Origin of the sequence: Niveibacterium sp. COAC-50 (genome assembly GCF_013184235.1) — a bacterium.
Classification (GTDB): domain Bacteria; phylum Pseudomonadota; class Gammaproteobacteria; order Burkholderiales; family Rhodocyclaceae; genus Niveibacterium; species Niveibacterium microcysteis.
Window position 1 is genome coordinate 1,090,749 of sequence record NZ_JABCJM010000001.1, and the last position, 25,886, is coordinate 1,116,634.

22 protein-coding genes are annotated in these 25,886 nt (G+C 62.5%); 12 read left to right on the top strand and 10 right to left on the bottom strand.

Translation table 11 applies throughout. The annotated features are described in order from the left end of the window. Positions 1-16 precede the first annotated feature (16 nt). From HH302_RS04895 to grpE, 4 genes are all read right to left on the bottom strand, one after another. Positions 17-1,282, bottom strand: coding sequence for an ABC transporter substrate-binding protein (locus HH302_RS04895; RefSeq protein WP_172198954.1), 1,266 nt, complete (start codon positions 1,280-1,282; stop codon positions 17-19). A 489-nt stretch (positions 1,283-1,771) separates the two neighbouring features. After that, positions 1,772-2,917, bottom strand: coding sequence for a molecular chaperone DnaJ (gene dnaJ, locus HH302_RS04900; protein WP_172198956.1), 1,146 nt, complete (start codon positions 2,915-2,917; stop codon positions 1,772-1,774). 80 nt (positions 2,918-2,997) lie between these two features. Continuing rightward, positions 2,998-4,923: a molecular chaperone DnaK gene (gene dnaK / locus HH302_RS04905; protein WP_172198958.1), complete on the bottom strand. Its 1,926-nt coding sequence runs from the start codon at positions 4,921-4,923 to the stop codon at positions 2,998-3,000. 118 nt (positions 4,924-5,041) lie between these two features. After that, entirely contained in the window at positions 5,042-5,614 is a 573-nt protein-coding gene (grpE, locus tag HH302_RS04910; protein ID WP_172198960.1) for a nucleotide exchange factor GrpE, read from the bottom strand. A gap of 119 nt (positions 5,615-5,733) precedes the next feature. Between grpE and HH302_RS04915 the strand changes: the two genes are divergently transcribed. Beyond that, positions 5,734-7,101, top strand: coding sequence for a protein kinase (locus HH302_RS04915; protein WP_172198962.1), 1,368 nt, complete (start codon positions 5,734-5,736; stop codon positions 7,099-7,101). A 23-nt stretch (positions 7,102-7,124) separates the two neighbouring features. Here the strand turns inward: HH302_RS04915 and HH302_RS04920 are convergent, their stop codons facing one another. Beyond that, positions 7,125-8,282: a hypothetical protein gene (locus tag HH302_RS04920; RefSeq protein WP_172198964.1), complete on the bottom strand. Its 1,158-nt coding sequence runs from the start codon at positions 8,280-8,282 to the stop codon at positions 7,125-7,127. Positions 8,283-8,495: 213 nt separating this feature from the next. On the opposite strand from HH302_RS04920, the gene HH302_RS22700 reads away from it, so the two are divergent. Continuing rightward, positions 8,496-9,023 carry an AP2 domain-containing protein gene (locus HH302_RS22700; protein WP_172198966.1) on the top strand — a complete coding sequence of 176 codons (528 nt, stop codon included), beginning with the start codon at positions 8,496-8,498 and terminating at the stop codon, positions 9,021-9,023. Positions 9,024-9,090: 67 nt separating this feature from the next. Here HH302_RS22700 and HH302_RS04930 read toward each other — a convergent pair whose 3' ends face one another. Genes HH302_RS04930 through hrcA form a run of 3 tightly spaced genes read right to left on the bottom strand, consistent with a single transcriptional unit; the run spans position 9,091 to position 11,596 of the window. Next, positions 9,091-9,441, bottom strand: coding sequence for a phage holin family protein (locus HH302_RS04930; protein ID WP_172198968.1), 351 nt, complete (start codon positions 9,439-9,441; stop codon positions 9,091-9,093). Beyond that, the gene (hemH, locus tag HH302_RS04935; RefSeq protein ID WP_172198970.1) at positions 9,441-10,538 is read right to left on the bottom strand and encodes a ferrochelatase; all 1,098 of its coding nucleotides are present in this window, start codon (positions 10,536-10,538) and stop codon (positions 9,441-9,443) included. Before hemH ends, HH302_RS04930 begins: the two co-directional genes overlap by 1 nt. Before the next feature lie 8 nt (positions 10,539-10,546). Continuing rightward, positions 10,547-11,596: a heat-inducible transcriptional repressor HrcA gene (gene hrcA / locus HH302_RS04940; protein ID WP_172198972.1), complete on the bottom strand. Its 1,050-nt coding sequence runs from the start codon at positions 11,594-11,596 to the stop codon at positions 10,547-10,549. A gap of 110 nt (positions 11,597-11,706) precedes the next feature. Between hrcA and HH302_RS04945 the strand changes: the two genes are divergently transcribed. Both HH302_RS04945 and recN read left to right on the top strand, forming a co-directional pair. Further along, complete coding sequence (locus HH302_RS04945) at positions 11,707-12,591, top strand: NAD kinase (RefSeq protein WP_172198974.1); 885 nt, start codon at positions 11,707-11,709, stop codon at positions 12,589-12,591. Between the two features lie 10 nt (positions 12,592-12,601). After that, positions 12,602-14,269 carry a DNA repair protein RecN gene (gene recN, locus HH302_RS04950; RefSeq protein WP_172198977.1) on the top strand — a complete coding sequence of 556 codons (1,668 nt, stop codon included), beginning with the start codon at positions 12,602-12,604 and terminating at the stop codon, positions 14,267-14,269. A 55-nt stretch (positions 14,270-14,324) separates the two neighbouring features. On the opposite strand, the gene fur is transcribed toward recN, so the two are convergent. Then, complete coding sequence (gene fur, locus HH302_RS04955; RefSeq protein WP_172198980.1) at positions 14,325-14,786, bottom strand: ferric iron uptake transcriptional regulator; 462 nt, start codon at positions 14,784-14,786, stop codon at positions 14,325-14,327. Between the two features lie 93 nt (positions 14,787-14,879). On the opposite strand from fur, the gene HH302_RS04960 reads away from it, so the two are divergent. From HH302_RS04960 to HH302_RS04990, 7 genes are all read left to right on the top strand, one after another. Then, positions 14,880-15,266, top strand: a complete 387-nt coding sequence (locus tag HH302_RS04960; protein WP_246479619.1) for an outer membrane protein assembly factor BamE — start codon at positions 14,880-14,882, stop codon at positions 15,264-15,266. A 51-nt stretch (positions 15,267-15,317) separates the two neighbouring features. Beyond that, positions 15,318-16,121, top strand: a complete 804-nt coding sequence (dapB, locus tag HH302_RS04965) for a 4-hydroxy-tetrahydrodipicolinate reductase (protein WP_172198986.1) — start codon at positions 15,318-15,320, stop codon at positions 16,119-16,121. A gap of 114 nt (positions 16,122-16,235) precedes the next feature. Then, a complete protein-coding gene (locus tag HH302_RS04970) occupies positions 16,236-19,100 on the top strand; it encodes a response regulator (RefSeq protein ID WP_172198989.1) in 2,865 nt (954 codons plus the stop codon). A 176-nt stretch (positions 19,101-19,276) separates the two neighbouring features. Beyond that, on the top strand, positions 19,277-20,422 hold the full coding sequence (gene carA / locus HH302_RS04975; RefSeq protein ID WP_172198992.1) for a glutamine-hydrolyzing carbamoyl-phosphate synthase small subunit: 1,146 nt from the start codon (positions 19,277-19,279) through the stop codon (positions 20,420-20,422). A gap of 53 nt (positions 20,423-20,475) precedes the next feature. Next, complete coding sequence (carB, locus tag HH302_RS04980; RefSeq protein ID WP_172198995.1) at positions 20,476-23,694, top strand: carbamoyl-phosphate synthase large subunit; 3,219 nt, start codon at positions 20,476-20,478, stop codon at positions 23,692-23,694. Between the two features lie 12 nt (positions 23,695-23,706). After that, positions 23,707-24,183 carry a transcription elongation factor GreA gene (gene greA / locus HH302_RS04985; protein ID WP_172198998.1) on the top strand — a complete coding sequence of 159 codons (477 nt, stop codon included), beginning with the start codon at positions 23,707-23,709 and terminating at the stop codon, positions 24,181-24,183. A 3-nt stretch (positions 24,184-24,186) separates the two neighbouring features. Further along, entirely contained in the window at positions 24,187-24,651 is a 465-nt protein-coding gene (locus HH302_RS04990) for a DUF4149 domain-containing protein (protein ID WP_172199001.1), read from the top strand. A gap of 27 nt (positions 24,652-24,678) precedes the next feature. Here the strand turns inward: HH302_RS04990 and HH302_RS04995 are convergent, their stop codons facing one another. Beyond that, positions 24,679-25,155, bottom strand: a complete 477-nt coding sequence (locus HH302_RS04995; protein WP_172199004.1) for a YhbY family RNA-binding protein — start codon at positions 25,153-25,155, stop codon at positions 24,679-24,681. A gap of 35 nt (positions 25,156-25,190) precedes the next feature. Here HH302_RS04995 and HH302_RS05000 point away from each other — a divergent pair, with 35 nt between their 5' ends. Next, positions 25,191-25,811: an RlmE family RNA methyltransferase gene (locus tag HH302_RS05000; protein ID WP_172199007.1), complete on the top strand. Its 621-nt coding sequence runs from the start codon at positions 25,191-25,193 to the stop codon at positions 25,809-25,811. Positions 25,812-25,886 lie beyond the last annotated feature (75 nt).

Sequence of the window (25,886 nt, forward strand, 5' to 3'; positions counted from 1 at the left end):
CCTTGGTGGCGACAACTCAGCGCTGCACATTGCCGGCGGCAACGGCCTGGACAAGGCGCGCCTGCGCGTCGCGCGTGCTCATGTTGGCGTCATTGAAATAGGCTGAAACAGCGGCTTGCATGGCGGCCTGAACGGCTTCCGGTGCGGCCATGCGGTGTGCCACGGATGGCACGAGGCCGCCGCTCTGCGCGGTTGCGCGGAAGGCTTCCGCAGAGCGCTTGGCGCAGTCGTCAAAGCGGTCCATACGCGCGTTGGTGCGGGCCGGAATCGAACCCTTTGCGAGGTTGAAGTTCTCCTGGAACTCCGCACCCATCAGCGCGTTCGCCAGATCGGCCTGCGCCTTGCGCGCTTCGTCGTGGCGCTGGCGGAAGAAGGCGAAGCTGTCGATGTTGTAGGTGTAGGCCTTGTCGGTGCCGGGCGCCGGCAGGCAGAGGTAATCGCGGCCCGGTTGCTTGCCGGCACGCGCGAATTCACCCTTCGCCCAGTCGCCCATGAACTGCACGGCTGCCTTGCCGCTGATCACCATCGCCGTGGCCGCACTCCACTCACGATTTGGCGCGCCTGCGTCGATCAGCTTGCGCAACGACTTGAAGGTATCGAGCGCCTTGGTCATCGTAGCGCCCTGCAGGGTTGCGCTGTCGAGCGAAACGAAGGCCTTCTTGTAGAAGTCGGCACCGCCGACGCCGAGCGCGACAGATTCGAACAGTGTGAAGTCTTGCCAGGGCTGACCGCCGTGAGCGATCGGCGTGAAGCCGGCCTTGCGGATGCTGTCGGCCGAGGCGATCAGCGCGTCCCAGCTGGTGGGGGGCTCGACGCCGGCCTTCTTCAGTACTTCCGGGTTGATCCACATCCAGTTGACGCGGTGCACGTTCACCGGCGCGGCGACGTAGCGACCTTCGTACTTCATTGCGTTGGCAACGACGGCTGGCAGCGTGGCGTCCCAGTTGCCGGCGCTCGCGACGTCACCGATATCGGCGAGCAGGCCGTCTTCCGCCCACTCCCGGATTTCCGGCCCCTTGATTTGCGCGGCCATCGGGGGGTAACCGGATACCACGCGGGTCTTCAGCAGCAGCATGGCGTTATCGCCACCGCCCCCGGCGACCGAGAAATCGCGCCAGCGGTGGCCGCTGGCTTCGAGTTTCTTGGTCAGTTCGGCCAGGGCGCGTGCTTCGCCGCCCGAAGTCCACCAATGCAGGACTTCGATGTCCGCTGCGTGGCTGGCGACTGCGCCCAGCGCCAACCCGAGCGCGAGCATGGTCTTCGTCGTCTGGATGGGTTTCATGATTGTGCGTGTGTCCTTCAGTGTCCGGCGGAGGCGGCGCGCGACAGCGCATCGCACAGAGGTTTCCGCAAACGGAAGCCCATGCGTCGGGTACAGGATTGATGGAATTTCAGTGGTGGCCCAGCGTCGTGCCGAGGGGCCGACTAGGGTCGGTGCCGCACCGCGGGCGGTGGGTGGTGCAAGGGGCGAATGCGGGCCGCGCGTGGCCGTTCAAGATACTTTTCGGCGTTCACCGAAATCTCCTTTGTTGTCTCTGTGCTGCCGGTCGCTTGTTGTGTGCGCCGTGCTTGTTTTGGTGCTACGGGAAAACCCCGAGCGGGTTAACCCTAAATCTTTGTTTGTGGCTTGGCAATCGTGCCGCGCAGCAATCAATGTCAATTTTGATCAAGCAAAAATAAAAAGAGCTCCAACTGGAGCTCTTTTGTCAGGGGCTGCCTGGGCCGCCAGGTGGCGGATGCCGCCGCGACACGCGGCTTGGTCTCGGCGCCTTCAGTCGCTGAAGAACTCGCGAACCTTGTCCATCCAGCCCTTGGCTCGCGGCGTCTGCTTGGCGGCGTCTTTTTGCGCCAGCTCCTCGAACTCGCGCAGCAGTTCCTTCTGGCGCTCGTTGAGGTTGACGGGTGTCTCGACGACGACGTGACACAGCAGGTCGCCCGGATGGCCAGAGCGCACGTTGCGGATGCCCTTGCCGCGCAGGCGGAAGACCTTGCCGCTCTGCGTCTCGGCCGGAATCTTCAGGTTGGCTGCGCCGTCCAGCGTCGGGATCGCAATCTCGCCGCCCAGTGCCGCAGTGGCAAAACCGATCGGCATCTCGCAATGCAGGTCGTCATGGTCGCGCTGGAAGACCTGGTGCTCGCGGACGTGGATTTCCACGTACAGATCTCCTGGAGGCCCGCCGTTGACGCCCGGCTCGCCGTACCCGGCGTGACGCAGGCGCATGCCGTCGTCGATGCCGGCGGGGATCTTCACTTCCAGCGTCTTCTGCTTCTTGACCCGGCCGGCGCCGTGGCAGCTGCCACAGGGGTCGGATATGTGCCGGCCGGAGCCATGGCACTTCGGGCAGGTCTGCTGGATCGAGAAGAAGCCTTGCTGCATGCGCACCTGACCGGCGCCACCGCAGGTGGGGCAGGTCTTGGGCTGCGTGCCCGGCTTGGCGCCGGAGCCGTGGCAGATCTCGCACTCTTCCATGAGCGGGATGCGAATCGTCTTCTCGGCGCCGCGCGCAGCTTCTTCCAGCGTGATCTCGAGGTTGTAGCGCAGGTCGGCACCACGATAGACGTTGGAACGCCCACCGCCGCCACCCCCTCGGCCACCGCCGAAGATCTCGTCGAAGATGCCGCCGAAGGCATCCGAGAAGCCTTCGAAGCCCGCGCCGCCACCAAAACCGCCGGGCCCGCCGGCCGCCGACGGATCCACGCCAGCATGACCGTAGCGGTCGTAGGCGGCGCGTTTGTTGCCGTCGGAGAGCACTTCGTAGGCCTCTTTGGCCTCCTTGAATTTCTCTTCGGCGCTCTTGTCGTCGGGGTTGCGGTCCGGGTGGAACTTCATCGCGAGCTTGCGATAGGACTTCTTGATGTCCTCGTCGCTGGCGTCGCGATTGACCCCCAGTACGTCGTAGTAATCCCTTTTGGCCATCTGCTCTTTTCCTCTAACGCAAAGGCGCAAAGGACGCGATGCGATCCTTTGCGCCCTTCACGCCTTCGCGTTGTTTCGGCTTACTTCTTGTCCTTGACCTCGGTGAACTCGGCATCGACGACGTTATCGTCAGCCGGCTTGGCGCTCGCTCCGGCGCCCGCGCTGGCGCCAGCATCGGCCCCCTCGGTTTGGGAGTACATCTTCTCGCCGAGCGTCTGGCTGGCGAGCGCCAGGGCCTGGGCCTTGGCTTCGATGTCTTCCTTGTCGGTGCCCTTGATCGCTTCCTCGGCTTCCTTGATCGCGGTTTCGATCTTGGCCTTTTCGTCGGCCGAGACCTTGTCACCGTGCTCCTGGATTGCTTTCTTGGCGGTGTGGATCAGCGCGTCGCACTGGTTGCGTGCGTCGATCAGCTCACGTGCCTTGCGGTCGTCTTCAGCGTGCGCGGCAGCGTCGTTCACCATCTTCTGGACTTCTTCATCCGACAGGCCGGAGTTGGCCTTGATGGTGATCTTGGCTTCCTTGTTGGTGGCCTTGTCCTTGGCCGACACATGCAGGATGCCGTTGGCGTCGATGTCGAAGGTCACTTCGATCTGCGGCATGCCGCGCGGCGCCGGCGGAATGTCCGACAGGTTGAACTGGCCGAGGCTCTTGTTGGCCGAGGCCATTTCGCGCTCGCCCTGCAGCACGTGGATCGTCACCGCAGTCTGGTTGTCGTCCGCGGTCGAGAATACCTGCTGCGCCTTGGTCGGGATCGTCGTGTTGCGCTTGATCAGCGGGGTCATCACGCCGCCCAGGGTTTCGATACCCAGAGTGAGCGGGCAGACGTCCAGCAGCAGCACGTCCTTCACTTCGCCTTGCAGCACGCCACCCTGAATCGCAGCGCCCACGGCCACGGCTTCGTCCGGGTTCACATCCTTGCGCGGCTCCTTGCCGAAGAACTCGCGTACCTTCTCCTGCACCTTGGGCATGCGGGTCTGACCGCCGACGAGGATCACGTCGTCGATGTCGGTGACCTTCAGGCCAGCATCCTTCAGCGCCTTGCGGCACGGTTCGATGGTGGCTTCGACGAGTTCTTCGACCAGCGATTCGAACTTGGCGCGCGTGATCTTCATCGCGAGGTGGCACGGCGCACCGTTGGCCATCGTGATGTACGGCTCGTTGATTTCGGTTTGCTGGCCGGACGACAGCTCGATCTTGGCGCGTTCAGCCGCGGCCTTGATGCGTTGCAGCGCAATCGCATCCTTCGACAGGTCGATGCCGTTCTGCTTCTTGAACTCTTCGACGATGTAGTCGATCACGCGCTGGTCGAAGTCCTCGCCGCCGAGGAAGGTATCGCCGTTCGTGGCGAGCACTTCAAATTGCTTGTCGCCGTCGACGTCTGCGATCTCGATGATTGAAATGTCGAAGGTGCCGCCGCCCAGGTCGAACACGGCAATCTTCTTGTCCTTGCCGGAAACCTTGTCCATGCCGAAGGCGAGCGCAGCCGCGGTCGGCTCGTTGATGATGCGCTTGACTTCAAGGCCGGCGATGCGGCCCGCGTCCTTGGTGGCCTGGCGCTGGCTGTCGTTGAAGTAGGCCGGCACGGTGATGACCGCTTCCGTCACTTCTTCGCCAAGGTAGTCCTCGGCGGTCTTCTTCATCTTGCGCAGGACTTCGGCAGAGATCTGGGGCGGGGCCATCTTCTTGCCGCGCACTTCCACCCAGGCGTCACCGTTATCGGCCTTGGTGATGGAGTAGGGCATCAGCGAGATGTCCTTCTGGACTTCCCGCTCCTCGAAGCGGCGACCGATCAGGCGCTTGACCGCGTAGAGGGTGTTCTTGGCGTTGGTGACAGCCTGACGCTTGGCGGGTGCGCCGCAAAGGATCTCGCCGTCTTCCATGTAGGCGACGATTGACGGCGTCGTGCGCGCGCCTTCGGAGTTCTCGATGACCTTCGGCGTGCCGCCTTCCATGATGGCGACGCAGCTGTTGGTGGTGCCGAGGTCGATACCGATGATCTTGCCCATGTCTGTATTGTCCTTTCCGAATTCTGTGGTGATGCAAACCTGTTACCGAAGTGGGGTCTTGTCACGGGCTTTCAAGGGCCCGGATGGCTCACGCTGCAAGACCGCACTTGCGGCGATATCAGTCCTTCGCCTTTGATACGGCGACCATCGCCGGGCGTACAACGCGACCGTCGATCAGATAACCCTTCTGGAAAACCTGGACGACGGCATTTGCGGGCTGGTCCGACTCGACCATGCTCATCGCCTGATGCTGGTGCGGGTCGAACTTCGCGCCAACCGGATCGAGTTCGGTCAGGTTGCCGCGTTCAAAAGCGCGCACCAGGTTGCGCAGCGTCAGTTCCACACCCTCGCGGATCGATTCGAGCGTCGGGCTGGCCACCGCGAGCGTTTGCTCAAGGCTGTCCTTGACCGGCAGAAGCTCGGTAGCGAACTTTTCGATCGCGAACTTGGAGGCTTTCTGGATGTCTTCTGCAGCACGACGGCGGACGTTTTCGGTTTCGGCCTTCGCACGCAGCCATGCGTCGTAGTGCTCGGCGCTCTTCAACTCAGCCTGGCGCAGCTGCTCTTCGAGGCTGGGCAGGGTGTCGACCGACGCCGTTTCCGGGTTCTCGGCGCTAGCGGCTTCCGGCGAAGCTTCGGCGGCGGAGGTCAGTTCGACCTCGGGCTGCGGACTGGACTGGTTTTCCTGCATGACAATGAACTCCCTGATGGCAACTTTGCTTCCATCTGGGGCGGGTTCCGGGAATTTCAAGCCCTGTTTGTGGCAAAAGCGCGCGAGCGCTAACATGCCGACTGTTCACGGGGGAATACATGGCTGCGCAGCCGGAGAGAATCGGGAAGTACCGCATCATTCGCGAGATCGGGCGAGGGGCTACGGCCATCGTCTATCTTGCGGAGAACCCGTTCTATCCGGAGCCGATTGCCCTCAAGCACATCAGCTTCAACGACAAGGCGAAGGATCAGGCCAAGTGGAACCGCCGCCTGCTCAAGCTCTTGCGGGCTGAAGAAGCAGTCTCCAAGCGCCTCAACCACCCCAACATCATCCGCATCTTCGAGACCGTCATCGAGGCGGATCAGGCCTATGTGGTGATGGAGTATTTCGAGGGTTATTCGCTCGAGCGCTACTGCACCTTCGAGAATCTGCTGCCGATCCACCGTGTTGTCAGCATCATCTTCAAATGCTGCATGGCGCTGGATTACGCCTACAAGAACGGCATCATCCACCGCGATATCAAGCCGGCGAACATCCTGATCGATGATCAGGACAACGTGAAGATCACTGACTTCGGGCTTGCGCTGAACATCAAGAAGCAGAGCGACGAGGATTCGACCTTCATCATGGGCGTCGGCTCGCCGGCCTACATGTCGCCCGAGCAGGTGAAGTCCTACCCGCTGAACCAGAAGACTGACCTCTACTCGCTCGGCGTGGTGCTGTTCCACATGCTGACCGGGCGCCTGCCGTTCCGTGCGAAGAACCCTGCGCAGCTGGTGTATCGCATCATCAATGCCGATCCGCCCTCAGTGGTGCTGCTCAATCCGGCTGTGCCGGAGACGATGGATCCGGTGATCCGCAAGGCGCTCGAGAAGGATCTGTACTCCCGCTACAAGAACGGCGCGGAATTTGCGAAAGACCTCTCGGCCGTCCGCTACAAGATCTACGACGAGAACGAGCACCTCGAAGATAACTCGCACTTCGGCCAGCTGCGGCGACTACCGTTCTTCACCGAATTCGACGATGTTGAGGTCTGGGAAGCGTTCCGGATCGGCAAATGGCGCCAATGTGGCGAGCTGACGACGCTGATCAAGGAAGGCAGCAGCGATGCGCGTTTCTGCATCCTGATCGAGGGGCGTGTTGAAGTGTCCCTTGATGGCCGCAAGGTTGCAGAGTACGGCCCGGGTGAGGTTTTCGGCGAGAGCGCGTTCCTCGACGAGCAGGAGCGCAAGCAGTTTGCGACCGTCGTAACGCTGACTCCGGTGAGCTATCTGGAGATCAACCCTGCGGCGCTGGTTCTTGCGTCGGAGGAGTGTACTGACCACTTCCGCTCTCGACTGTCGACCGTGGCGATGCGGCGCCTGTCTGCCGCACTGCGCGTCTGCGCGAAGTCTGGCGAACCCGCCACCCGCGGCAACGACGGCGCGCCAAGCGGCGGCTTGGAGCTTCAGCTCGTCAACAGCTGAGGCGCAAGGCCGCCTGTCGGCGGTCAGACTGCGACGTCGATCTGCTGCATGGCGCCGACCTCGCCACTCTCCTTCAGGTAGATCCCGCTTGCACGCACGGCGCCCAAATCGGCGTTCTGGCCATCCTTCAGGGTGAAAGGCGTGTCGACGTGCCCCAGGTAGAGCGCGCCGACGCCCGCGCTGGCGATCGAAGTCAATGTGCCGGCCCCGTCACTTGTTGGACGCCACAGCTTGAGGTTTGCGAACGCCGGGTCAGACTCGTCGATCCAGCCATTGCCGTCGGAATCAAGCTTGGCCAGATCCGCGTAGCCGTCGCCGCTTTGCGGCCCGAACAACTCGGTGCCGTTGTCGATGCGGCCGTTGCCGTTCTTGTCCAAGGCCAAATACGCGGCGCCGCGGAGTACGGGGAGTACGGGGAGTTTGTCGGTAGACCCCTGACCGCTCAAATCAAAGCGGATCGTGTCTCCGGTGGTCGAGACGGCGTTTCCATCCAGACTGAGCACCAGCGGATCTTTCAACAATGCATCGCCGGCCCTGACCGAGACACTGGTTTCTTGCCGCTCGTAGCGCTCCATCGAGAGATTTAGCGAGAAGTTGATCTTCTGGCCGTCTGCGGTGGTCGCGGAACCGCTTGCCGAGAAGCTCGTGCGTTCGTACTCCTCGCGTACTTCACGGGAGTCGAACTCCAACCCCCAACCGGCCCGCTGCGGTGCCTCGCTTGCGCCTGACTGCGTGCTGCCGGTCTGCGTCGTCGGGTTCGCTGGAGCTGTGTCCGAAGTGCTGCTGGTGTCGCTGCCTTGCAGTTGCCCCGGCGTCACGAAGCGGACCTCGCGACCAGTCAGGGCTTCGACAATGTCCTTGAGCAGTTGCAGGCGCGCGGGCAGGCCACCGCCACGTTGTGCTTCATCGGTACCGCTACTCGCTTCTGTGTCGGCAACCTGGCCTTGCGGTGCCGCAGAACGCTGCGGCACACGCTCATTGCGCTGACTGAAGGCGAGTTGCGCTCGCGCGGCCTCGGAGAACTCGACGCGGCTGTGCTGGTTGAATTCCAGGCCGAAGCCTGGTGCCGTGCGTCCGCCGGCATTCGAGTCGGCCCAGACCCGCATCCGTGTATTGGTTTCCTGCGCGCGCCATGCCTCGTGGGATGAGGCAAGCGCCACATCCGATGATGTGATCTTCATTTGTCGCTCCTTCCGTCGGGTCCGGCTGTCCGGCCAGGCTGTATCGCCTGGAGGTTGTAGCGGCAAGTCCTTGTTTTTCCTTGAAGGCCAGACGGGGGGACGACGCCCGGCGTGGTACGGGCAGATACATGTTGACACGCTAAAGTTTTTTGAAACTAGGCCGAAAATGCTCTTATCGCCGCCGTAGTAGATGCAACCCAATGGAGGAATGTCGTGGCCCGAAGCAGCGTTTATGGGATCAGCCGGGTGGACAACGAGGTCAGCCGCACCCATGGCTGGCTGGTGACCATCCAGCGGCGAGGGGTGATCTACCGCAAGCACTTCAGCGATGGCGTGCACGGCGGCAAGACCAAGTCCTTCAATGCCGCAAAGGCGTATCGCGACGAGGTGATCGCCAAGCACCCGCCGTTCTCGATGCGTGAATACTCAAACATCGTCAAGAAAAACAACCGATCTGGCGTGGTCGGCGTCTGCCGATACTGCGCCTCGGAAACGCGTGATATGCCGGAAGAGAAGCAACGTTGGTTCTGGGTGGCCTCTTGGCCATTGCCGGACGGACGTCGCAAACGGGTGAAGTTCTCGGTGAAGAAATACGGTGAGGACGGTGCTTTCAAGATGGCGCTGAAAGCACGCAAAGACGCCCTGAAGAAGCTGGAAGGGGAGTTCGATCCGGGCGCCGTGCGGCGCAAACCCGCTCGTCGCCGTGCTGCAGCGAGCGAAGGGGCCCGCCGCGGCGCCTGATTCAGTCGCAGTTATTGCAAAACAAGAACGCCCGCGGATGCGGGCGTTCTCTTTTTTTGGGGGACGATCAGCGGCGAGGTTCGGAAACCGCCATGCTGACCAAGGTGCACAGCACGCTGTAGAGCAGTGCGCCCCAGAATGCCGACCAGAATGTGGGCACTACGATGCCGCCGATCAACCCCGCGACGGCCCAGAAAGCCAGCGCGTTGATGATCAGCGCAAAGATCCCGAGTGTAAGCACGCTGATCGGAAGCGTGATCAGCAGCAACAAGGGTTTGATCGAAGCGTTCACCAGGCCGAGCAGCAGCGCGAAGAGCAGGGCGGCTGTCCAACTGCTCACGGTAATGCTGGTGACCACTTCGGGCACGAGCATCAGCGCAACGGTGTTCAGAGCCCAGATGGCAAGTCGATTCAGCATCAGTTTTGCGCTCCAAGTTTGGCCGCGCGTTGCGCGGCTAACGCCGGTTGCGTCGGGTCGGTAGTGGGTGCGGCCAGCCAGTCGCCGGCCTGACGCTCTACGAGGGCGACCAGCGCTCGGATCCAGTCGTCGCGTTCGTTAAGGCAGGGCACATAGCCAAATTGCTCGCCGCCCGCCGCGATGAACGCGTGCTTGCATTCCATCGCGATCTCTTCGAGTGTTTCCAGGCAGTCGGAAACAAAGCCGGGGCAGATTACATCCACCTTCTTGACGCCGGCTTTTGCCAGCGCTTGAAGCGTTGGCTCTGTGTAAGGCTGCAGCCACTCGGCGCGGCCAAAGCGTGACTGGAAGGTCAGCACGTAGTCCTCTGGCTTGAGTGCGAGGGCTTCTGCAAGGCGCCGAGCCGTCTTGTGGCATTCGCAGTGATATGGGTCGCCGCGATCAAGCGTGTAGCGCGGCACGCCATGAAAACTCATGACCAACCGTTCAGCCCGGCCATTGCGCTGCCAGTGCTCTCGCACGCTGGCAGCCAGCGCGGCGACATACGCGTCGTCGTCCGCGAAGGCGCGCACGAGCCGTAGCTCAGGCAAGTTGCGACAGCCCTGCATCCAGCTCGCGAGGGCGTCCGCGACCGATCCGGTAGTGCTGCCGGCGTATTGCGGGTAGAGCGGCACGACGAGGATGCGGGTGCAGCCGGCGGCGCGCATGGCATCGAGCTGCGAAGGCATCGACGGGTTGCCGTAGCGCATCGCATGCAACACTTCGATCGGCTGCTGCCGATTCTGGCCAAGGTAGCCACGCAGCAACTTTGCCTGGCGCTGCGTGTGCACCGCCAGCGGTGAGCCATCGCGGTCCCACACGCTTGCATACTTCAGCGCTGACTTTTTTGGCCGCGTATTCAGAATGATGCCGTTGAGGATCGGCCACCAAACCAGACGCGGGATTTCAACGACACGCGGATCCGACAGGAATTCCTTGAGATAGCGACGTAGGGCGCTCGGCGTCGGTGCATCCGGGGTGCCGAGGTTGACCAGCAGTACGCCGACCTTCGGGGCCGTGCCATGCCGGAAGGGCGGTTCGGGTTTGAAGCGGGGCATCAATGGGCTCAGTTCTGCGGGGTGAGGGCGCTCGAGAGCAGGCGCGCGGTGATGTCGACGATCGGGATCACGCGCTCATAGGCCATCCGGGTCGGGCCGATTACGCCGAGTGAGCCGACCACCTGCCCATCGACCTTGTAGGGGGCGGTGACGACGGTGCAATCGTCGAGCGATGCAATGCCGGATTCGCCGCCAATGAAAATCTGAACACCCTGCGCATCGCGCGACACCTCCAGCAGCTGCAGCAGCCCGGTCTTGTGTTCGAACAGCCGGAACAGGTCGCGCAGACGCGCCATGTTGGACGACAGGTCCTCGACTTCCAGCAGGTTGCGCTCGCCGCTCAGCACATAGGAGGACGCGTTCGTCTCGGAGATTGCATCCTGCCCCGCGGTGATCGCGGCGGACATCAGCTCTGACATGTCCTCCCGCAACTGGACCAGCTCGGCTCGCACACGCTCGCGAATCTCGTCGAATTCGAGGCCGGCGAAGTTCTGGTTGAGGAAGTTGGTGGCGCGCACCAGTTCATCGCCGGTGTAAGGCCGCTGCGTCATCAGGATGCGGTTCTGCACATCCCCGTTCTGCGTCACGATGATCAGCAGGATGCGGCGTTCCGACAGGCCGACAAACTCCAATTGCCGGATGCGCGTGGCTTCCTTGCGGGCCGTCACCACCACGCCAGCAAAGCGGGTGAGTTCGGATAGCAGGTGTGACGCGGTGCTGATCACTCGCTGCGGTTGGTCGGGCTGTAAATGGTGTTCCAGCTCAAGCAGTTGCGCTTGCTGCAGCGGTTGCACCGTGAGCAGGCTGTCCACAAACAGGCGATAGCCCTTGGCGGTTGGCACCCGGCCGGCGGAGGTATGCGGCGACGTAACGAGGCCGAACTCTTCGAGGTCGGCCATGACGTTGCGGATCGTGGCGGGCGATAGCTCAAGCCCCGACGAGCGCGACAGCGCGCGCGAGCCGACCGGCTGGCCGTCTGCAATGTACCGCTCGACCAGCGTCTTCAACAGGATCTGCGCACGCTGGTCGAGTGGCTGATTGGCGGGGCGTGATTCCATGTCGGCCATTCTAGGGAAAAAAAGCACGATCGCAACGCGTCGGCGCTATCGATCCGGAGGCGCGCCGTGCTTGCGGCAGCCGCAGCGCGCCTTGTGGTTAAATGGGTGCCATGCAGAACGGTTTCAAGACGATCGCGCTCATTGGAAAGTACCAGAGTCCGGAAGTGTCGGACGCGGTGCTTCGCCTTGCGCTGTTCCTGCGCGAGCGCGCCTGCGAAGTGCTGATCGAACAGGGTACCGCGAGCGCTACCGGCATTGGCGGTGAATTCCGCGTTGCGGCGTTTGACGAGATTGGTGCCAAGGCAGATCTTGCCATCGTGCTGGGCGGCGACGGAACGCTGCTGACAGCTGCGCGGCGACTCGCGAGCCATGCTGTGCCGCTGGTCGGTGTTAACCAGGGGCGCCTTGGCTTTCTCACCGATATTCCGCGCGAAGACATGTTCGAGCACGTCGGCGCGATCCTCGCCGGCCGTGCGCGGCACGACACCCGGATGCTGCTTGAGGCAGAAGTCGTGCGCGCGGGCGATCGCGTGTTCCACACCATGGCGCTGAACGATGCGGTGGTCAGCAAGGGCGAGATCGGCCGCATGATCGAGTTCGAACTGCATCTCGACGGCGAGTTTGTTTATCACCAGCGATCGGATGGCATCATCGTGTGCACCCCCACTGGGTCCACGGCATATGCCATGTCTGCCAACGGCCCCATTCTTCACCCGGGCGTGACGGGGATCGCGCTGGTTCCTTTGTGCCCGCATGCGCTAACTCACCGGCCGATTACCGTGTCGGACGATTGCCGAATCGAAATCGTGGTGCAGCCGCCGCATGACGCGCGCGTGCATTTCGATGGGCAGGCGCGCTTCGATGCCCGCGCCGGCGATCGGATACGCATCTGGCGTTCGGATCACGTCGTGACCCTGTTGCACCCGCCCGGCTACAGCTACTACTCCATCCTGCGCCAAAAGCTCCACTGGAGCGCTGCGCCACGACTTCCCTGAAGGACTTACCGTGTTACGTCGTCTGACGATCCGAGACTTTGTCCTGGTCGATCAACTCGACCTCGAATTCGCGCCCGGCTTCGGTGTGCTCACAGGCGAAACCGGGGCGGGCAAATCAATTCTGCTGGATGCGCTGTCGCTGCTGCTTGGCGATCGCGCCGATAGCGCCATGGTTCGGGCGGGCTGTGAGCGCGCCGAAATCTCAGGCATGTTCGATTGCGCACCGGTGGGCCCGGTTGCTGCCTGGCTAAACGAGAACGACCTTGAGGCCGATACCGAGGTTCTGGTCCGTCGCGTAGTCGATGGAGGGGGCCGTTCGCGTTGCTATGTGAACGGATCGCCCGTTACGGCGGCGCAGCTCAAATCGCTTGGCGAACTGCTGGCCGATATTCACGGTCAGCACGCGCACCATGCCTTGCTGCGAGGCGACGCGCAGCGAGAGCTGCTCGATACGCATGCCGGCGCAACGGCCTTGGCCAAAGAGGTTTCTGCGGCCTGGCGGGCCTGGCAAGCGGCGGTTCGTGCGCTCGAAACTGCTGAAGCCGAAGGCGAGGCTACCGCGCGCGAACGCGAGATGCTCGAATGGCAATTGAGTGAAGCGCGCACGCTTGCATTCTCGCAAGCCGAATGGCAGCAAACCAATGCGGACCATCAACGCTTGTCGCACGCCGCGGGCTTGATCGAGGGTGCGGGCGCTGCGCTGGACGCCTTGGACGAGGGTGAGCTGGCGATCGCGACCGAGGTCGAACGGCTCGCCGCCCGCATGGCGGAGTTGGCCCGGTTTGACGGCCATCTCACGCCGATCGCCGAATTGCTTGATGGCGCGGGTATCGCACTTGGTGAGGCGGTGGCCGAGCTTCGACGCTATCGCGATCGAATGGAGCTCGATCCGGAAGCGCTGGCCGAATGCGAGCGGCGCATCGCGGCGGTTACGCAGTTTGCGCGCAAGTATCGCGTGGCGCCGGAGGGGATCCCTGCTCTTGAGGCGGAATGGGGCGAACGCCTTGCCCTGATCGAACGGGCGAGCGACCTCGATGCGCTCGCGTTGGCAGAGTCGGACGCGCGTGCTGCATACCGCACGCTTGCTGCCGAACTCAGTGAGCGCCGGCGCGTCGCGGCCGCGTCGCTTGGCTCAAGCGTCACCGAAGCGATGCAAGACCTTGCGATGGCCGGAGGCCGGTTCGAGATTCGGCTTGCTGAAGCGCCGTCCGGCGGTGCGCACGGTCAGGAAGTGGTTGAGTTCCTGGTTGCGGCAAATCCGCATCAGGAACCCCGCCCGCTTGCGAAAGTGGCTTCGGGTGGTGAGCTTTCCCGGATCGGGCTGGCGATCCAGGTGATCGCCAGTGAGGCGCAAGCGGTGCCGACGCTCGTTTTCGACGAAGTGGATGTCGGTATCGGGGGGCGTGTCGCCGAGGTGGTCGGGCGGCGCCTCAGCGAGCTTGGCAGGCGTTGCCAGGTGCTGTGTGTGACCCACCTGCCACAGGTTGCCGCGCGGGCGGATTGGCAGTGGCAGATTTCCAAGGAGTCGCGCGACGGGGCGACATACTCCCGCGTTCAAGTGCTGGATGCCGCCGCCCGTATCGATGAAATCGCCCGAATGCTGGGCGGTGAGCGGATTACCGAAACGACGCGAACCCATGCGGCTGAGATGCTGGGCTTCGAGGCAACGACGGGGTGATCGCGTCGCCGAGCACAGCCTGAATAAAAACGACGCCCGAGGGCGCCGTTATTCTTTACTCGTTGGCGTTCAGCGGGAACGCGGGCGGCATGTTCCGCTTGTGCGGACAATCGTCCTTGAGGCAGTCGACATACAGGTGAAGCGCATGCTCACGCACCTTGAAACCGCGGTCGCTGGCGATGCGGTTCTGCTTCTCTTCGATGTCGGCATCGTAGAACTCTTCGACGCGTCCGCACTGCATGCAGACAAGATGGTCGTGATGCTGGCCGTGGTTCAGTTCAAATACCGCTTTCGCGGATTCAAAGTGATGGCGCTCGAGCAGACCCGCCTGTTCGAACTGCGTCAGAACGCGATACACAGTCGCAAGCCCGATATCCATGTTTTCGGCCATCAGCATGCGATAGACGTCCTCCGCGGTGAGGTGACGCTGGTCGGTACGCTGAAAGAGTTCCAGGATCTTGAGCCGGGGCAGAGTGGCTTTGAGACCCATGCTCTTGAGACTTTGGGAATTGGTCATGGAGGCCTGGCACGGGGGTCGGTTCAGACCCTTATGATATAGTCTGACGCTCCATTTGAAAACGCGACTCGCTCCGTCGAATCCATGCCGCGCTTGAGTTTTCGCTCTGCCGTACTGCTCTCCCTGTTTTGCCTGATCCCCTTGACGAGCGGTTGCGAATGGCTGCGCCCGTATCGGGTCGACGTCCGGCAAGGCATGTCCATCACCGGCGAAATGGTCGGTCGTCTGAAGACCGGCATGACGCCTGAGCAAGTGCGTTTCATTCTTGGCACCCCGTTGCTGAATGATCCGTTCCATGCGGATCGCTGGGACTATCCGTATGAGTTCCGCTCCGGTCGCAGCTCGTCGGTCGATCGCAAGGTGTTCTCGGTTTACTTCGTTGACGGAAAGCTTGCCCGCTGGGATGGCGACATCCAGCCGGCGCCGCCCAACGATGACGGACAGAATCGCCTGATCGAAATCGAGCCGCGCAAGAAGTAAGCCTGCCGTACCCACCAATCGCAGCAACGAATCGTCTTTCGAGGATTGAGCATGACCGTCAACGTCGCGATCGCCGGTGCGTCCGGACGCATGGGCCGGATGCTGATCGAGGCCACTTTGCGGGATCCGGCGTGTGCGCTGGCCGCGGCCCTCGATCTGCCGGATAGCCCCTTCCTTGGGCGCGACGCCGGTGAATTGGTCGGTATTGGCCAGTCGGTGGCGATTAGCTCGGATGTTGCCGCTGCGTTCGACGTGGCTGATTGCCTGATCGATTTCACCCGCCCGGAAGGCACCTTGCGCCACCTTGAGGCGGCGCGTGTTGCGGGCAAGGCAATGGTCATTGGTACCACTGGCTTCGATGCAGCCGGCAAGGAGGCCATCGCCCGCGCGGCCGAGACGATTCCTGTGGTGTTCGCGCCGAACATGGCCGTTGGCGTCAACGCCGTCTTCCGGCTGCTGGACGTCGCTGCACGGATCCTGGCGAGCGGCTACGACATCGAGATCATCGAGGCTCATCACCGGCACAAGATCGATGCGCCTTCCGGTACGGCGCTGCGCATGGGCGAGGTGGTGGCCAACGCGGTCGGGCGCGACCTTGAGGCCTGTGCCGTGTATGGCCGTGAAGGTGTTACCGGCGAGCGCCCGGCGCAGCAGATTGGTTTTGCCACGGTGCGCGGTGGTGACATCGTTGGCGACCACACGGTGCTGTTCGCCGGACTCGGTGAGCGGGTAGAGATTACACACAAGGCCTCCAGCCGCATGCCCTATGCGCTTGGCGCCTTGCGTGCCGCCGCATTCCTGAAGGGCCGCGAGGCTGGGCTCTACGACATGCAGGACGTGCTTGGGCTGAAGTAGGGCGCTCGCTACCGATGGCTTAGCAAAAGCCATTGGCGATCGTGTCGACGCTTCAGGTACGCTGTGCGGGTGATGTGCTAACTCTGGCCCAAGCTCTTCCTACGGTACGACCGAATGCAAGCCACACAACCTGGCGACGATCGTAACTCCAGTTCCACCGAGCTCCCGGCTGGCGAATTGCTGGCCGACCAACTGAAACGCGCTTTCGGCGTTGACTCTCCTGCCGGTTTGCTCGCGGCCATCGCAAGGCAGCCTTGGCGGCCGGATCAGCTTGCGGTAGCGCTGGCGGATCTGCTGTCGATGGTTGGTGGTGCTTACCGCCGCTACGAACAAAGGCTCACCGCGCAGCCGGTCTCCGAGGTGGGGGCGGGCTCGACGTTGTCGAACGAGAACGCCCGATTACGCAAGCAATGCGACGCACAGCAGGCGGTCTTGAATGCCCTGCGGGATGCGCTGCGCGGCTTGGGTGATCGACGCGGCGAAGAGGCGGTTGAGCGCCTGGCGGCCGACGAGCTGTCGCAGTCCTTGTCGGCGCTCGTCAGCGAACGTCGCGAATCCTCCTTGCTGGTCGGTGTCAGCGAAGAGCGGTTGAAGCTCGCGCTGGACAGTTCCGAAGACGGCATATGGGATTGGGATGTCGCCTCCGGGGCGGTGCATTTCAGTGCGCGGTGGGTCGCGATGCTTGGTCTGTCGCTCGACGACGTGTCTCCGACCGTCGAAGGATGGCAGTCGTTGGTCCATCCCGACGATCTTCCGCTGATGCGGGCGCGTTTGGACGACAACGTGACAGGCGCCGCCACGGACTACGATTGCGAGTTCCGCATGCGGACGCAGCGCGGCGACTGGAAATGGATTCTCGCCCGTGGCAAGGTGGTCAAGCGCGATGCGCAGGGCAAGGCCTTGCGTCTGGTCGGTACCCATCGCGACATCACCGAGCGCAAACGTTTCGAGCTCGAACTGCTGAATGCCAAAGAAGCGGCAGAGGCAGCCAACCGCGCAAAGAGCGATTTTCTGGCCAACATGAGCCATGAGATCCGCACGCCGATGAACGGCATCATCGGCATGACGGAACTGGCGCTCGATACCGACCTCGATTCCGAGCAGCGCGGCTACCTTGAAACGGTGAAGTCCTCTGGCGAGGCCCTGCTCACGATCATCAACGACATCCTCGACTTCTCCAAGATCGAGGCTGGGCGGATGGATCTGGAGCTGATCGACTACGCGCTGTTCAACACGGTGGCGGATTCGATCAAGGCGCTTGCGCTACGCGCTCACCAGAAGGGCCTGGAGCTGATCGCCAGCATCGACGACGACGTGCCGGTGCGGCTCAAGGGTGATCCGGGGCGTGTGCGGCAGGTGTTGCTGAACCTGATCGGCAACGCTGTCAAATTTACCGAGCACGGCGAAGTCGAGGTCGGCGTTCGTGTGCTTGAGCGCGACGGCGCTTTTGCACGGATCGAGTTTTCTGTCCGGGATACGGGTATCGGTATTCCTGCCGAGAAACATGGCGCCATCTTTGACGTTTTCTCGCAGGCTGATACGTCGACCACCCGTCGCTTCGGCGGGACCGGCCTCGGTCTGGCAATCTGCCGACGCCTCGTCGAGTTGATGGACGGGCGAATCTGGGTCGAAAGTACCCCCGAGAAGGGGAGCTGCTTCCGATTCACGCTACGCGCCGAGGTGCTCGAAGACCCGGCGCCTCTTACCTGCCGGCCCGAGTTTGCAGGCCGTCGCGCGCTGCTGGCGCTTGAAAATCGGACCCTGGCGCAGCGGATACATGGCTGGCTGGGTGCGGCAGGCCTGCCGGTGGTTTGGGTCGATTCCGTCGAGTCGGCTGAGGCCGCATTGAAAGCGGCCGCCGAGGCGGGGGGCTATTACGACCTGCTGCTGGTCGATGCAGGCCTGGGTGAGCCCGGCGGGTTTTCGCTCCCGTCGCGATTCTTCGACCTTGGTGCGTCGTGTGAGCGCATTGTCATGCTCCTCAATACGCCCAATCAGCGTGAGGATGCCGACCGTTGCCGGCGGTTGGGTACGCGGGCTCACCTCGTCAAACCGTTCTCGCGCCGCGATCTTGTTGATGCCGCGCTGCTCGCGTTCGGGGTGGATGCCGGTAGTGGCTTCTCGCTGGCAGAGTTTGATCTTGTTGCGGCGCGGGCTGCAACCGAGGCGATTGCCGAGCCGCTGGATGTCTTGCTGGTCGAGGATAACCCGGTCAATCAGGCGGTTGCGCAGAAAGTGCTGGAGCGGGCAGGGCACAGGGTGGTGCTGGCGAACAACGGCGCCGAGGCGGTCGAGTACTTCGATCGCGATGGGCGCTTTGACGTCATCCTGATGGATGTGCAAATGCCCGTCATGGGTGGAATTGAAGCGACCCGCGCGATCCGGGCACGTGAGGCGCGCAGGAGTTGGGCGGGCACCGGGCTGCTTGAGTCGATTCCGATCATCGCGATGACGGCGCACGCCATGCCTGCCGACAAGAACCGGTGCCTGGAGGCCGGCATGGATGACTATGTCGTCAAGCCACTCAAGCCGGCCGAACTGTTTGCTGCGCTCAAGCGAGTGGTGCGTCAGGAAACGGTGAGCGACGAGTACTATGACGGGTCGCGCACCGAGATCGAGGGGGATCCTTTCGTGACGAGCGGCGATGTGGCCGATCTGAACCAGACACGCGATACGCTCGACGGCGATGAATCCGCCGTGCAGATGCTGATTGGTGTGTTTCTGCAGGACTATGGCCGTTCCAGGTCGGAACTACTGCGTGCAGCAGAACGATCCGACTGGGAGGCCTTGTCGCGTGGTGCCCATTCGCTCAAGGCCTCGGCGGGCATCTTCGGTGCGTCCGCGGCAGCTGACTGTGCCTTGAAGCTGGAGATTGCTGCGCGTAATGCGAAGGGGCCGGAGGCGCTCGCCCGCTTGGCGGATTTGATCCCGGAGCTGGACCGCTTGGCCAATTATCTACGGCGCGAACAGGCCAAGTGATCTGATCTGGATTAGGGACAGCACGCTCGATTTGCCGTAAGCGGCGGTAATTGCTACAATTTCTCGATCTTGAAAGCGGGATGCGCCATGTGGCGAATCCCGTTTTTCATGTCCGGCGCCGGTTCCGGCGTCCGCTCAGAATTCCGGAATTTAGCGATAGTTTCAGGGAGTCCGCTGTGACAGCATTTCCCCCAGCCTTGCTCGCGCTCGCCGACGGTACGGTGTTTCACGGCAAGGGGATCGGCGCCGCCGGCAAGTCCGTCGGTGAAGTGGTTTTCAATACCGCCATTACGGGGTACCAGGAAATCCTGACCGACCCTTCCTACACCCGCCAGATCGTGACGCTGACACATCCGCACATCGGCAATACGGGTGCCAACAGTGAAGACTGCGAAGCCGGTCGCACCTACGCCGCCGGGCTGGTCGTGCGCGATCTGCCACTGCGTGTCTCGAGCTTCCGTGCCGAGCGTTCGCTCGACGTCTACCTCAAGGAGGAAGGCGTCGTCGCGATCGCAGGGATCGACACCCGTAAGCTCACGCGGATTCTTCGCGAAAAGGGCGCACAGTCGGGCTGCATCGTTACTGCCGCCGTGGGCGAGACGATTGACGTGGAAGCTGCTATCGCCGAGGCGCGGGCGTTTGCTGGCCTCGCTGGGATGGATCTGGCCCAGGTCGTGACTACCGACAAGGCTTATCAATGGACCAGCGGCGAGTGGCGGCTGGGCGAAGGCTTTCGCGAGCAGGCTGCGGCCCGGTTCCATGTCGTGGCATACGACTTTGGCGTCAAGCGCAACATCCTGCACATGCTCGCTGAGCGCGGCTGCAAGCTGACCGTGGTGCCTGCCAAGACCTCTGCAGCAGAGGTGCTGGCCCTCAATCCGGATGGTGTATTCCTCTCCAACGGCCCTGGTGATCCGGAGCCTTGCGACTACGCCATCGCTGCGATCCGTGAGTTCCTCGACCGCAAGATTCCCACCTTCGGTATCTGCCTTGGTCATCAGCTGATGGCGCTGGCTGCCGGCGCGAAGACCATGAAGATGAAGTTTGGCCACCACGGCGCGAACCATCCGGTCAAGGATCTTGATTCAGGCCGTGTGCTGATCACCAGTCAGAACCATGGTTTTGCCGCCGATCCGGCCACGCTGCCGGCCAACGTCAAGGTGACCCATGTGTCCTTGTTTGACGGCAGCCTGCAGGGCATGGCCTGGACAGATCGTCCCGCGCTGTGCTTCCAGGGGCACCCGGAAGCGAGCCCCGGCCCGCACGACGTGGCCTACCTGTTCGACCGTTTCGTTGGCTTCCTCGAGCAAGCCAAGAAGTAATTATCCCGGCGCGCAGCCCTGAGCTGCGCGCCTCGCCCCGGTGGTGAAGAGACATGCCCAAGCGTACAGACATCCAGAGCATCCTGATCATCGGCGCTGGTCCGATCGTGATCGGCCAGGCCTGCGAATTCGATTATTCCGGCGCGCAAGCCTGCAAGGCGCTGCGTGACGAGGGTTACCGCGTCATCCTGGTTAACTCTAACCCGGCGACGATCATGACCGACCCGGAGATGGCCGATGTGACGTACATCGAGCCGATCACCTGGCAGGTGCTCGAACGCATCATCGAAAAGGAGCGCCCGGATGCGGTGCTGCCGACGATGGGCGGCCAGACGGCGCTGAACTGCGCGCTGGATCTGTGGCACAACGGTGTGCTCGACAAGTACAAGGTCGAAATGATCGGTGCGAAACCCGATGCCATCGACAAAGCCGAGGATCGCCAGAAGTTCAAGGAGGCGATGACCAAGATCGGCCTCGAATCCGCCCGTTCCGGCGTCGCGCACTCGATGGAAGAGGCGATGGCCGTACAGGCCAAGGTCGGCTTCCCCGCGATCATCCGCCCGTCCTTCACGATGGGCGGCACCGGTGGCGGCATCGCCTACAACATCGAAGAGTTCGTCGAGATCTGCACCCGTGGCCTCGATCTTTCGCCGACCCGCGAGCTGTTGATCGAAGAATCGCTGCTCGGCTGGAAGGAATACGAGATGGAGGTCGTGCGCGACAAGCACGACAACTGCATCATCGTCTGCTCGATCGAAAACCTCGACCCGATGGGCGTTCACACGGGCGACTCGATCACGATCGCCCCGGCACAAACGCTAACCGATCGTGAGTACCAGATCATGCGTAATGCGTCGATCGCCGTGCTGCGCGAGATTGGCGTGGATACCGGCGGTTCGAACGTGCAGTTCTCGGTCAACCCGAAGGATGGCCGCCTGATCGTCATCGAGATGAATCCGCGCGTGTCGCGTTCGTCGGCGCTGGCCTCGAAGGCGACCGGTTTCCCGATCGCGAAGATCGCCGCGAAGCTGGCCGTCGGCTTCACGCTGGACGAACTGAAGAACGACATCACCGGCGGCGCCACCCCGGCATCGTTCGAGCCGTCGATCGACTACATCGTTACCAAGATTCCGCGCTTCGCATTCGAGAAGTTCCCGGCTGCGAATGATCGCCTGACGACTCAGATGAAGTCGGTCGGCGAAGTCATGGCGATGGGGCGCACCTTCCAGGAGTCGTTCCAGAAGGCCTTGCGTGGTCTTGAGACCGGAGCCTACGGCCTGGATGAGGTCGAATGCGATCGCGAGGAACTCGAGAGCGAGCTCGCGAACCCGGGCGCGCAGCGCATCTGGTATGTGGGTCAGGCGTTCCGCGAAGGCATGACCCTGGATCAGGTGCATGCACTGACCAAGATCGACCCGTGGTTCCTGGCGCAGATCGAAGACATCGTGCTGACGGAGAAGTCGCTGGTCGGCCGTTCGCTCAAGGCGCTGCAGGCGCCTGAGTTGCGCGACCTGAAGCGCAAGGGCTTCTCGGATCGTCGCCTGTCGAAGCTGCTCGCCACGGACGAGACCAGCGTTCGCCTGCAACGTCACACGCTGGGCGTGCGCCCGGTGTTCAAGCGCGTCGATACCTGCGCAGCTGAATTCGCCACCGATACCGCGTACATGTACTCGGCGTACGAGGACGAGTGCGAGGCCCAGCCGAGCAATCGCAAGAAGATCATGGTGCTGGGCGGTGGGCCGAACCGGATCGGACAGGGTATCGAGTTCGACTACTGCTGCGTCCATGCCGCCCTCGCGCTGCGCGAAGACGGCTACGAGACCATCATGGTCAACTGCAACCCGGAAACCGTTTCCACCGACTACGACACCTCTGATCGGCTGTACTTCGAACCGCTGACGCTGGAAGACATCCTCGAGATCGTTGCGGTCGAGAAGCCCGTCGGCGTGATCGTGCAGTTTGGCGGCCAGACCCCGCTCAAGCGGGCGCGCGAACTCGAAGCCAATGGCGTGCCGATCATCGGCACCACGCCGGACATGATCGACGCGGCGGAAGATCGCGAGCGCTTCCAGAAGCTGCTCAACGACCTCGGCCTGAAGCAGCCGCCCAACCGCACCGCCCGCGCACCGGAGGAGGCTGTCCGCCTGGCCGCCGAGATTGGCTACCCGCTGGTGGTCCGTCCGTCCTATGTGCTTGGTGGCCGTGCGATGGAAATCGTGCACGAGCAGAAGGACCTCGAGCGCTACATGCGCGAGGCTGTGAAGGTATCGAACGACTCGCCGGTGCTGCTCGATCGCTTCCTGAACGATGCGACCGAGGTCGACGTGGATGCGCTGTCCGACGGCAAGCAAGTCATCATCGGCGGCATCATGGAGCACATTGAACAGGCGGGCGTCCACTCGGGCGACTCGGCTTGCTCTCTGCCGCCCTACACGTTGTCCAAGGCGCTGCAAGATGAGCTGCGTCGTCAGACCGAGCTGATGGCCCGCGGCCTCAACGTCTGTGGTCTGATGAACGTGCAGTTCGCGATCCAGGGCAAGGGCGACGCCGCCGTGGTGTACGTGCTCGAGGTCAATCCACGTGCATCCCGTACCGTGCCGTTCGTCTCCAAGGCCTGTTCGCTGCCGCTGGCGAAGATTGCTGCTCGCTGCATGGCTGGACGTTCGCTTGCGGACCAAGGTGTCACGGGCGAGGTTATTCCGCCTTACTTCTCGGTCAAGGAAGCCGTCTTCCCGTTCGCCAAGTTCCCTGGCGTCGATACGATCCTAGGGCCGGAAATGAAGTCGACCGGCGAGGTGATGGGTGTCGGCCGTACGTTTGCCGAAGCCTTCGTCAAGAGTCAGCTGGCGGCTGGCGTTCGCTTGCCCACCGGCGGTACCGCGTTCATCAGCGTCAAGCTGACGGATCGGCCGAAGGCGATTGAGGTGGCTCGCGAGCTGGTGGAACTCGGCTTCAAGCTGGTGGCGACGCGTGGCACATCGGCGGCAATCGAAGCGGCGGGTATTCCCGTTACGCCGGTGAACAAGGTCACCGAAGGGCGTCCGCACATCGTCGACATGATCAAGAACAACGAGATCAGTCTGATCATCAACACGGTCGAAGAAAAGCGCCAGGCTATCGCCGATTCGCGTTCGATCCGTACCAGCGCGCTTGCTGCCAAGGTCACGATCCAGACGACCATCGAAGGTGCGCGTGCTGCGTGCCTCGGCATTCGCCACCTGTCCGAACTGACGCCGTACGCGCTGCAGGCTCTGCACGCCGAACTGGCTTGAATGGCAACGTAAATGAACAAGGTTCCACTGACCATTAACGGCGCGGAAATGCTCCGCGCCGAACTGCAGCGTCTGAAAACGGTGGATCGCCCGGCCGTGATCGAGGCAATCGCCGAGGCGCGTTCACATGGCGATCTGTCGGAAAACGCCGAATACGATGCAGCCAAGGAACGCCAAGGCTTCATCGAAGGCCGCATCAAAGAGGTCGAAGGCAAGCTTTCATCGGCCCAGATCATTGATCCGAAGTTGCTGGATGCCGACGGCCGTTGTGTTTTTGGTGCAACGGTGGATCTGGAGGACCTTGAGTCCGGCGATTCGGTGACTTACCAGATCGTCGGCGAGGACGAGGCCGACCTTAAGTGCGGCAAGATCTCGGTTTCTTCGCCTATCGCGCGTGCGCTGATCGGCAAGTACGCGGGCGATGTGGCTGAGGTCCAGGCGCCCGGTGGTGTGCGCGAATACGAGATCCTCGACGTCAAATACATCTGATTCATGAACCAGATCGGGCGGCCGCTGTACTTCCTGGCACTGACGCTGTGGGTCGGTGCCCTTTGGACCATCGGCGGCATCGTTGCGCCGACGCTCTTTTCTGCGCTGCAGGATCGCAGCATTGCCGGGGCAATTGCCGGGCGACTGTTTTCGATTGCGGCATGGCTCGGCGTCGGTAGCGCCTGCTTCTTGATCATCTTTCAGATCATTGATGCCGGGGGGCAGGCCTTCAAACGTGCATCGCTCTGGGTGGTGGTGCTGATGCTGCTACTGACCTTGGCCAGTCTTTTCGGTATCCAGCCTCTGCTGGCCCAGCTCAAGGCAGAGGCGATGCCGCGCGAAGTGATGGAGAGCTTGGTTCGCGATCGCTTCGCCGCATGGCACGGCGTATCGAGCATCCTTTACCTGATCCAGTGTGCGCTTGGCGGCGCCTTGGTGGTGCTTGAAACCGCAAGCGGGCGTCGCTGAGGCGGTAGGCCTCAGCGATACTTCGCTTTAGCGTCCGCCGCCGGGTTTGCGGCCGCCACTTCGCGGCGCTAAACCACCGCGCGGACCCGCAATGTTGCGCGCGATGGTGCCGCTCTTCAGGCGGGTCGCAGGCCGAGCAAGCGTGCGAGCATCACCGCGTGCGGCGGATCGTGGCGTGACGCGTGGGCTAATTGCCGGTGCTTTGACTGCTGTCTTTGCCTTTTCTGCGAGCTCGGGCGACGGCCGATAGACGACCAGGAGCTTGCCGATCATCTGCACGGCAGCGCACCCAAGCTCGTTGCAGATGGTGTCCATGTATTGCTGACGCGCCTCGCGGTCGTCGCCGTAGACGCGGATCTTGATCAGCTCGTGCGCGGTCAGCGAACGGTCGATCTCCTTGAGTACCGTAGGCGCAAGCCCTTTTTCGGCAATACTTACGACCGGGTCGAGCCCGTGCGCCTTGGCGCGAAGATCGCGACGCTGTGCTGCGGTGAGTGTGTTCATATGGAATTTCTTGTGCAAACCTGCATTTTAGTGCGATGAAGCGAACCAAGACCAGCAAACAATGGATGCAGGAGCATGTCAACGACCCTTGGGTGCAGCGCGCCAAGGCCGAGGGCTTTCGCTCGCGTGCGGCGTTCAAGCTGACCGAGATCGATCAGAAGGATCGCCTGCTGTCGCGCGGACAAGTCGTGGTCGAACTCGGCGCGGCGCCGGGTAGCTGGACTCAGGTGGTTGCGCGCAAGGTGCTGCCGGGTGGTGCGGTGATCGCACTCGATTTGCTGGATTTCGAGCCCATCAGCGGTGTTGACTTCATTCAGGGGGATTTTACGGACGAGGCGATACTCGACGAACTGGTTCGTCGTCTGAACGGTCGACACGTGGACCTTGTGCTTTCCGACATGGCCCCCAATATCTCGGGTATTGCGACGATTGACCAAGGGCGTTCGATCTACCTCTGCGAGCTCGCGCTTGATTTTGCCGAACGGCACCTTGTTACGGGTGGCAACATGTTGGTGAAGGTCTTTCAGGGGTCTGGGTTCGATGAGTACCGCAAGGCGATGGGGCGCGTTTTTTCGCAGGTGCAGGTTCGCAAGCCGGCGGCCTCACGCGACCGAAGCTCGGAAGTGTACTTGCTTGGTCAGACGAAACGTCTCTGATTGCACGGCCGGGCAGGGGCTGCGTTGGCGTCAGCCGTTGAACGGTCATAGAATGATCCGGTCTACTGTGGGGAG

Excerpts from the sequence above, each read along its gene's own strand:
- HH302_RS04920 (WP_172198964.1), bottom strand. The coding sequence starts at position 8,282 with ATGAAGATCACATCATCGGATGTGGCGCTTGCCTCATCCCACGAGGCA.
- fur (WP_172198980.1), bottom strand. The coding sequence starts at position 14,786 with ATGACCAATTCCCAAAGTCTCAAGAGCATGGGTCTCAAAGCCACTCTG.
- dnaJ (WP_172198956.1), bottom strand. The coding sequence starts at position 2,917 with ATGGCCAAAAGGGATTACTACGACGTACTGGGGGTCAATCGCGACGCC.
- hrcA (WP_172198972.1), bottom strand. The coding sequence starts at position 11,596 with ATGGAATCACGCCCCGCCAATCAGCCACTCGACCAGCGTGCGCAGATC.
- carB (WP_172198995.1), top strand. The coding sequence starts at position 20,476 with ATGCCCAAGCGTACAGACATCCAGAGCATCCTGATCATCGGCGCTGGT.
- HH302_RS04970 (WP_172198989.1), top strand. The coding sequence starts at position 16,236 with ATGCAAGCCACACAACCTGGCGACGATCGTAACTCCAGTTCCACCGAG.
- HH302_RS04895 (WP_172198954.1), bottom strand. The coding sequence starts at position 1,282 with ATGAAACCCATCCAGACGACGAAGACCATGCTCGCGCTCGGGTTGGCG.
- HH302_RS04930 (WP_172198968.1), bottom strand. The coding sequence starts at position 9,441 with ATGCTGAATCGACTTGCCATCTGGGCTCTGAACACCGTTGCGCTGATG.
- HH302_RS04995 (WP_172199004.1), bottom strand. The coding sequence starts at position 25,155 with ATGAACACACTCACCGCAGCACAGCGTCGCGATCTTCGCGCCAAGGCG.
- hemH (WP_172198970.1), bottom strand. The coding sequence starts at position 10,538 with ATGCCCCGCTTCAAACCCGAACCGCCCTTCCGGCATGGCACGGCCCCG.
- dnaK (WP_172198958.1), bottom strand. The coding sequence starts at position 4,923 with ATGGGCAAGATCATCGGTATCGACCTCGGCACCACCAACAGCTGCGTC.
- greA (WP_172198998.1), top strand. The coding sequence starts at position 23,707 with ATGAACAAGGTTCCACTGACCATTAACGGCGCGGAAATGCTCCGCGCC.
- HH302_RS04990 (WP_172199001.1), top strand. The coding sequence starts at position 24,187 with ATGAACCAGATCGGGCGGCCGCTGTACTTCCTGGCACTGACGCTGTGG.
- grpE (WP_172198960.1), bottom strand. The coding sequence starts at position 5,614 with ATGCAGGAAAACCAGTCCAGTCCGCAGCCCGAGGTCGAACTGACCTCC.
- dapB (WP_172198986.1), top strand. The coding sequence starts at position 15,318 with ATGACCGTCAACGTCGCGATCGCCGGTGCGTCCGGACGCATGGGCCGG.
- HH302_RS04915 (WP_172198962.1), top strand. The coding sequence starts at position 5,734 with ATGGCTGCGCAGCCGGAGAGAATCGGGAAGTACCGCATCATTCGCGAG.
- HH302_RS04945 (WP_172198974.1), top strand. The coding sequence starts at position 11,707 with ATGCAGAACGGTTTCAAGACGATCGCGCTCATTGGAAAGTACCAGAGT.
- HH302_RS05000 (WP_172199007.1), top strand. The coding sequence starts at position 25,191 with ATGAAGCGAACCAAGACCAGCAAACAATGGATGCAGGAGCATGTCAAC.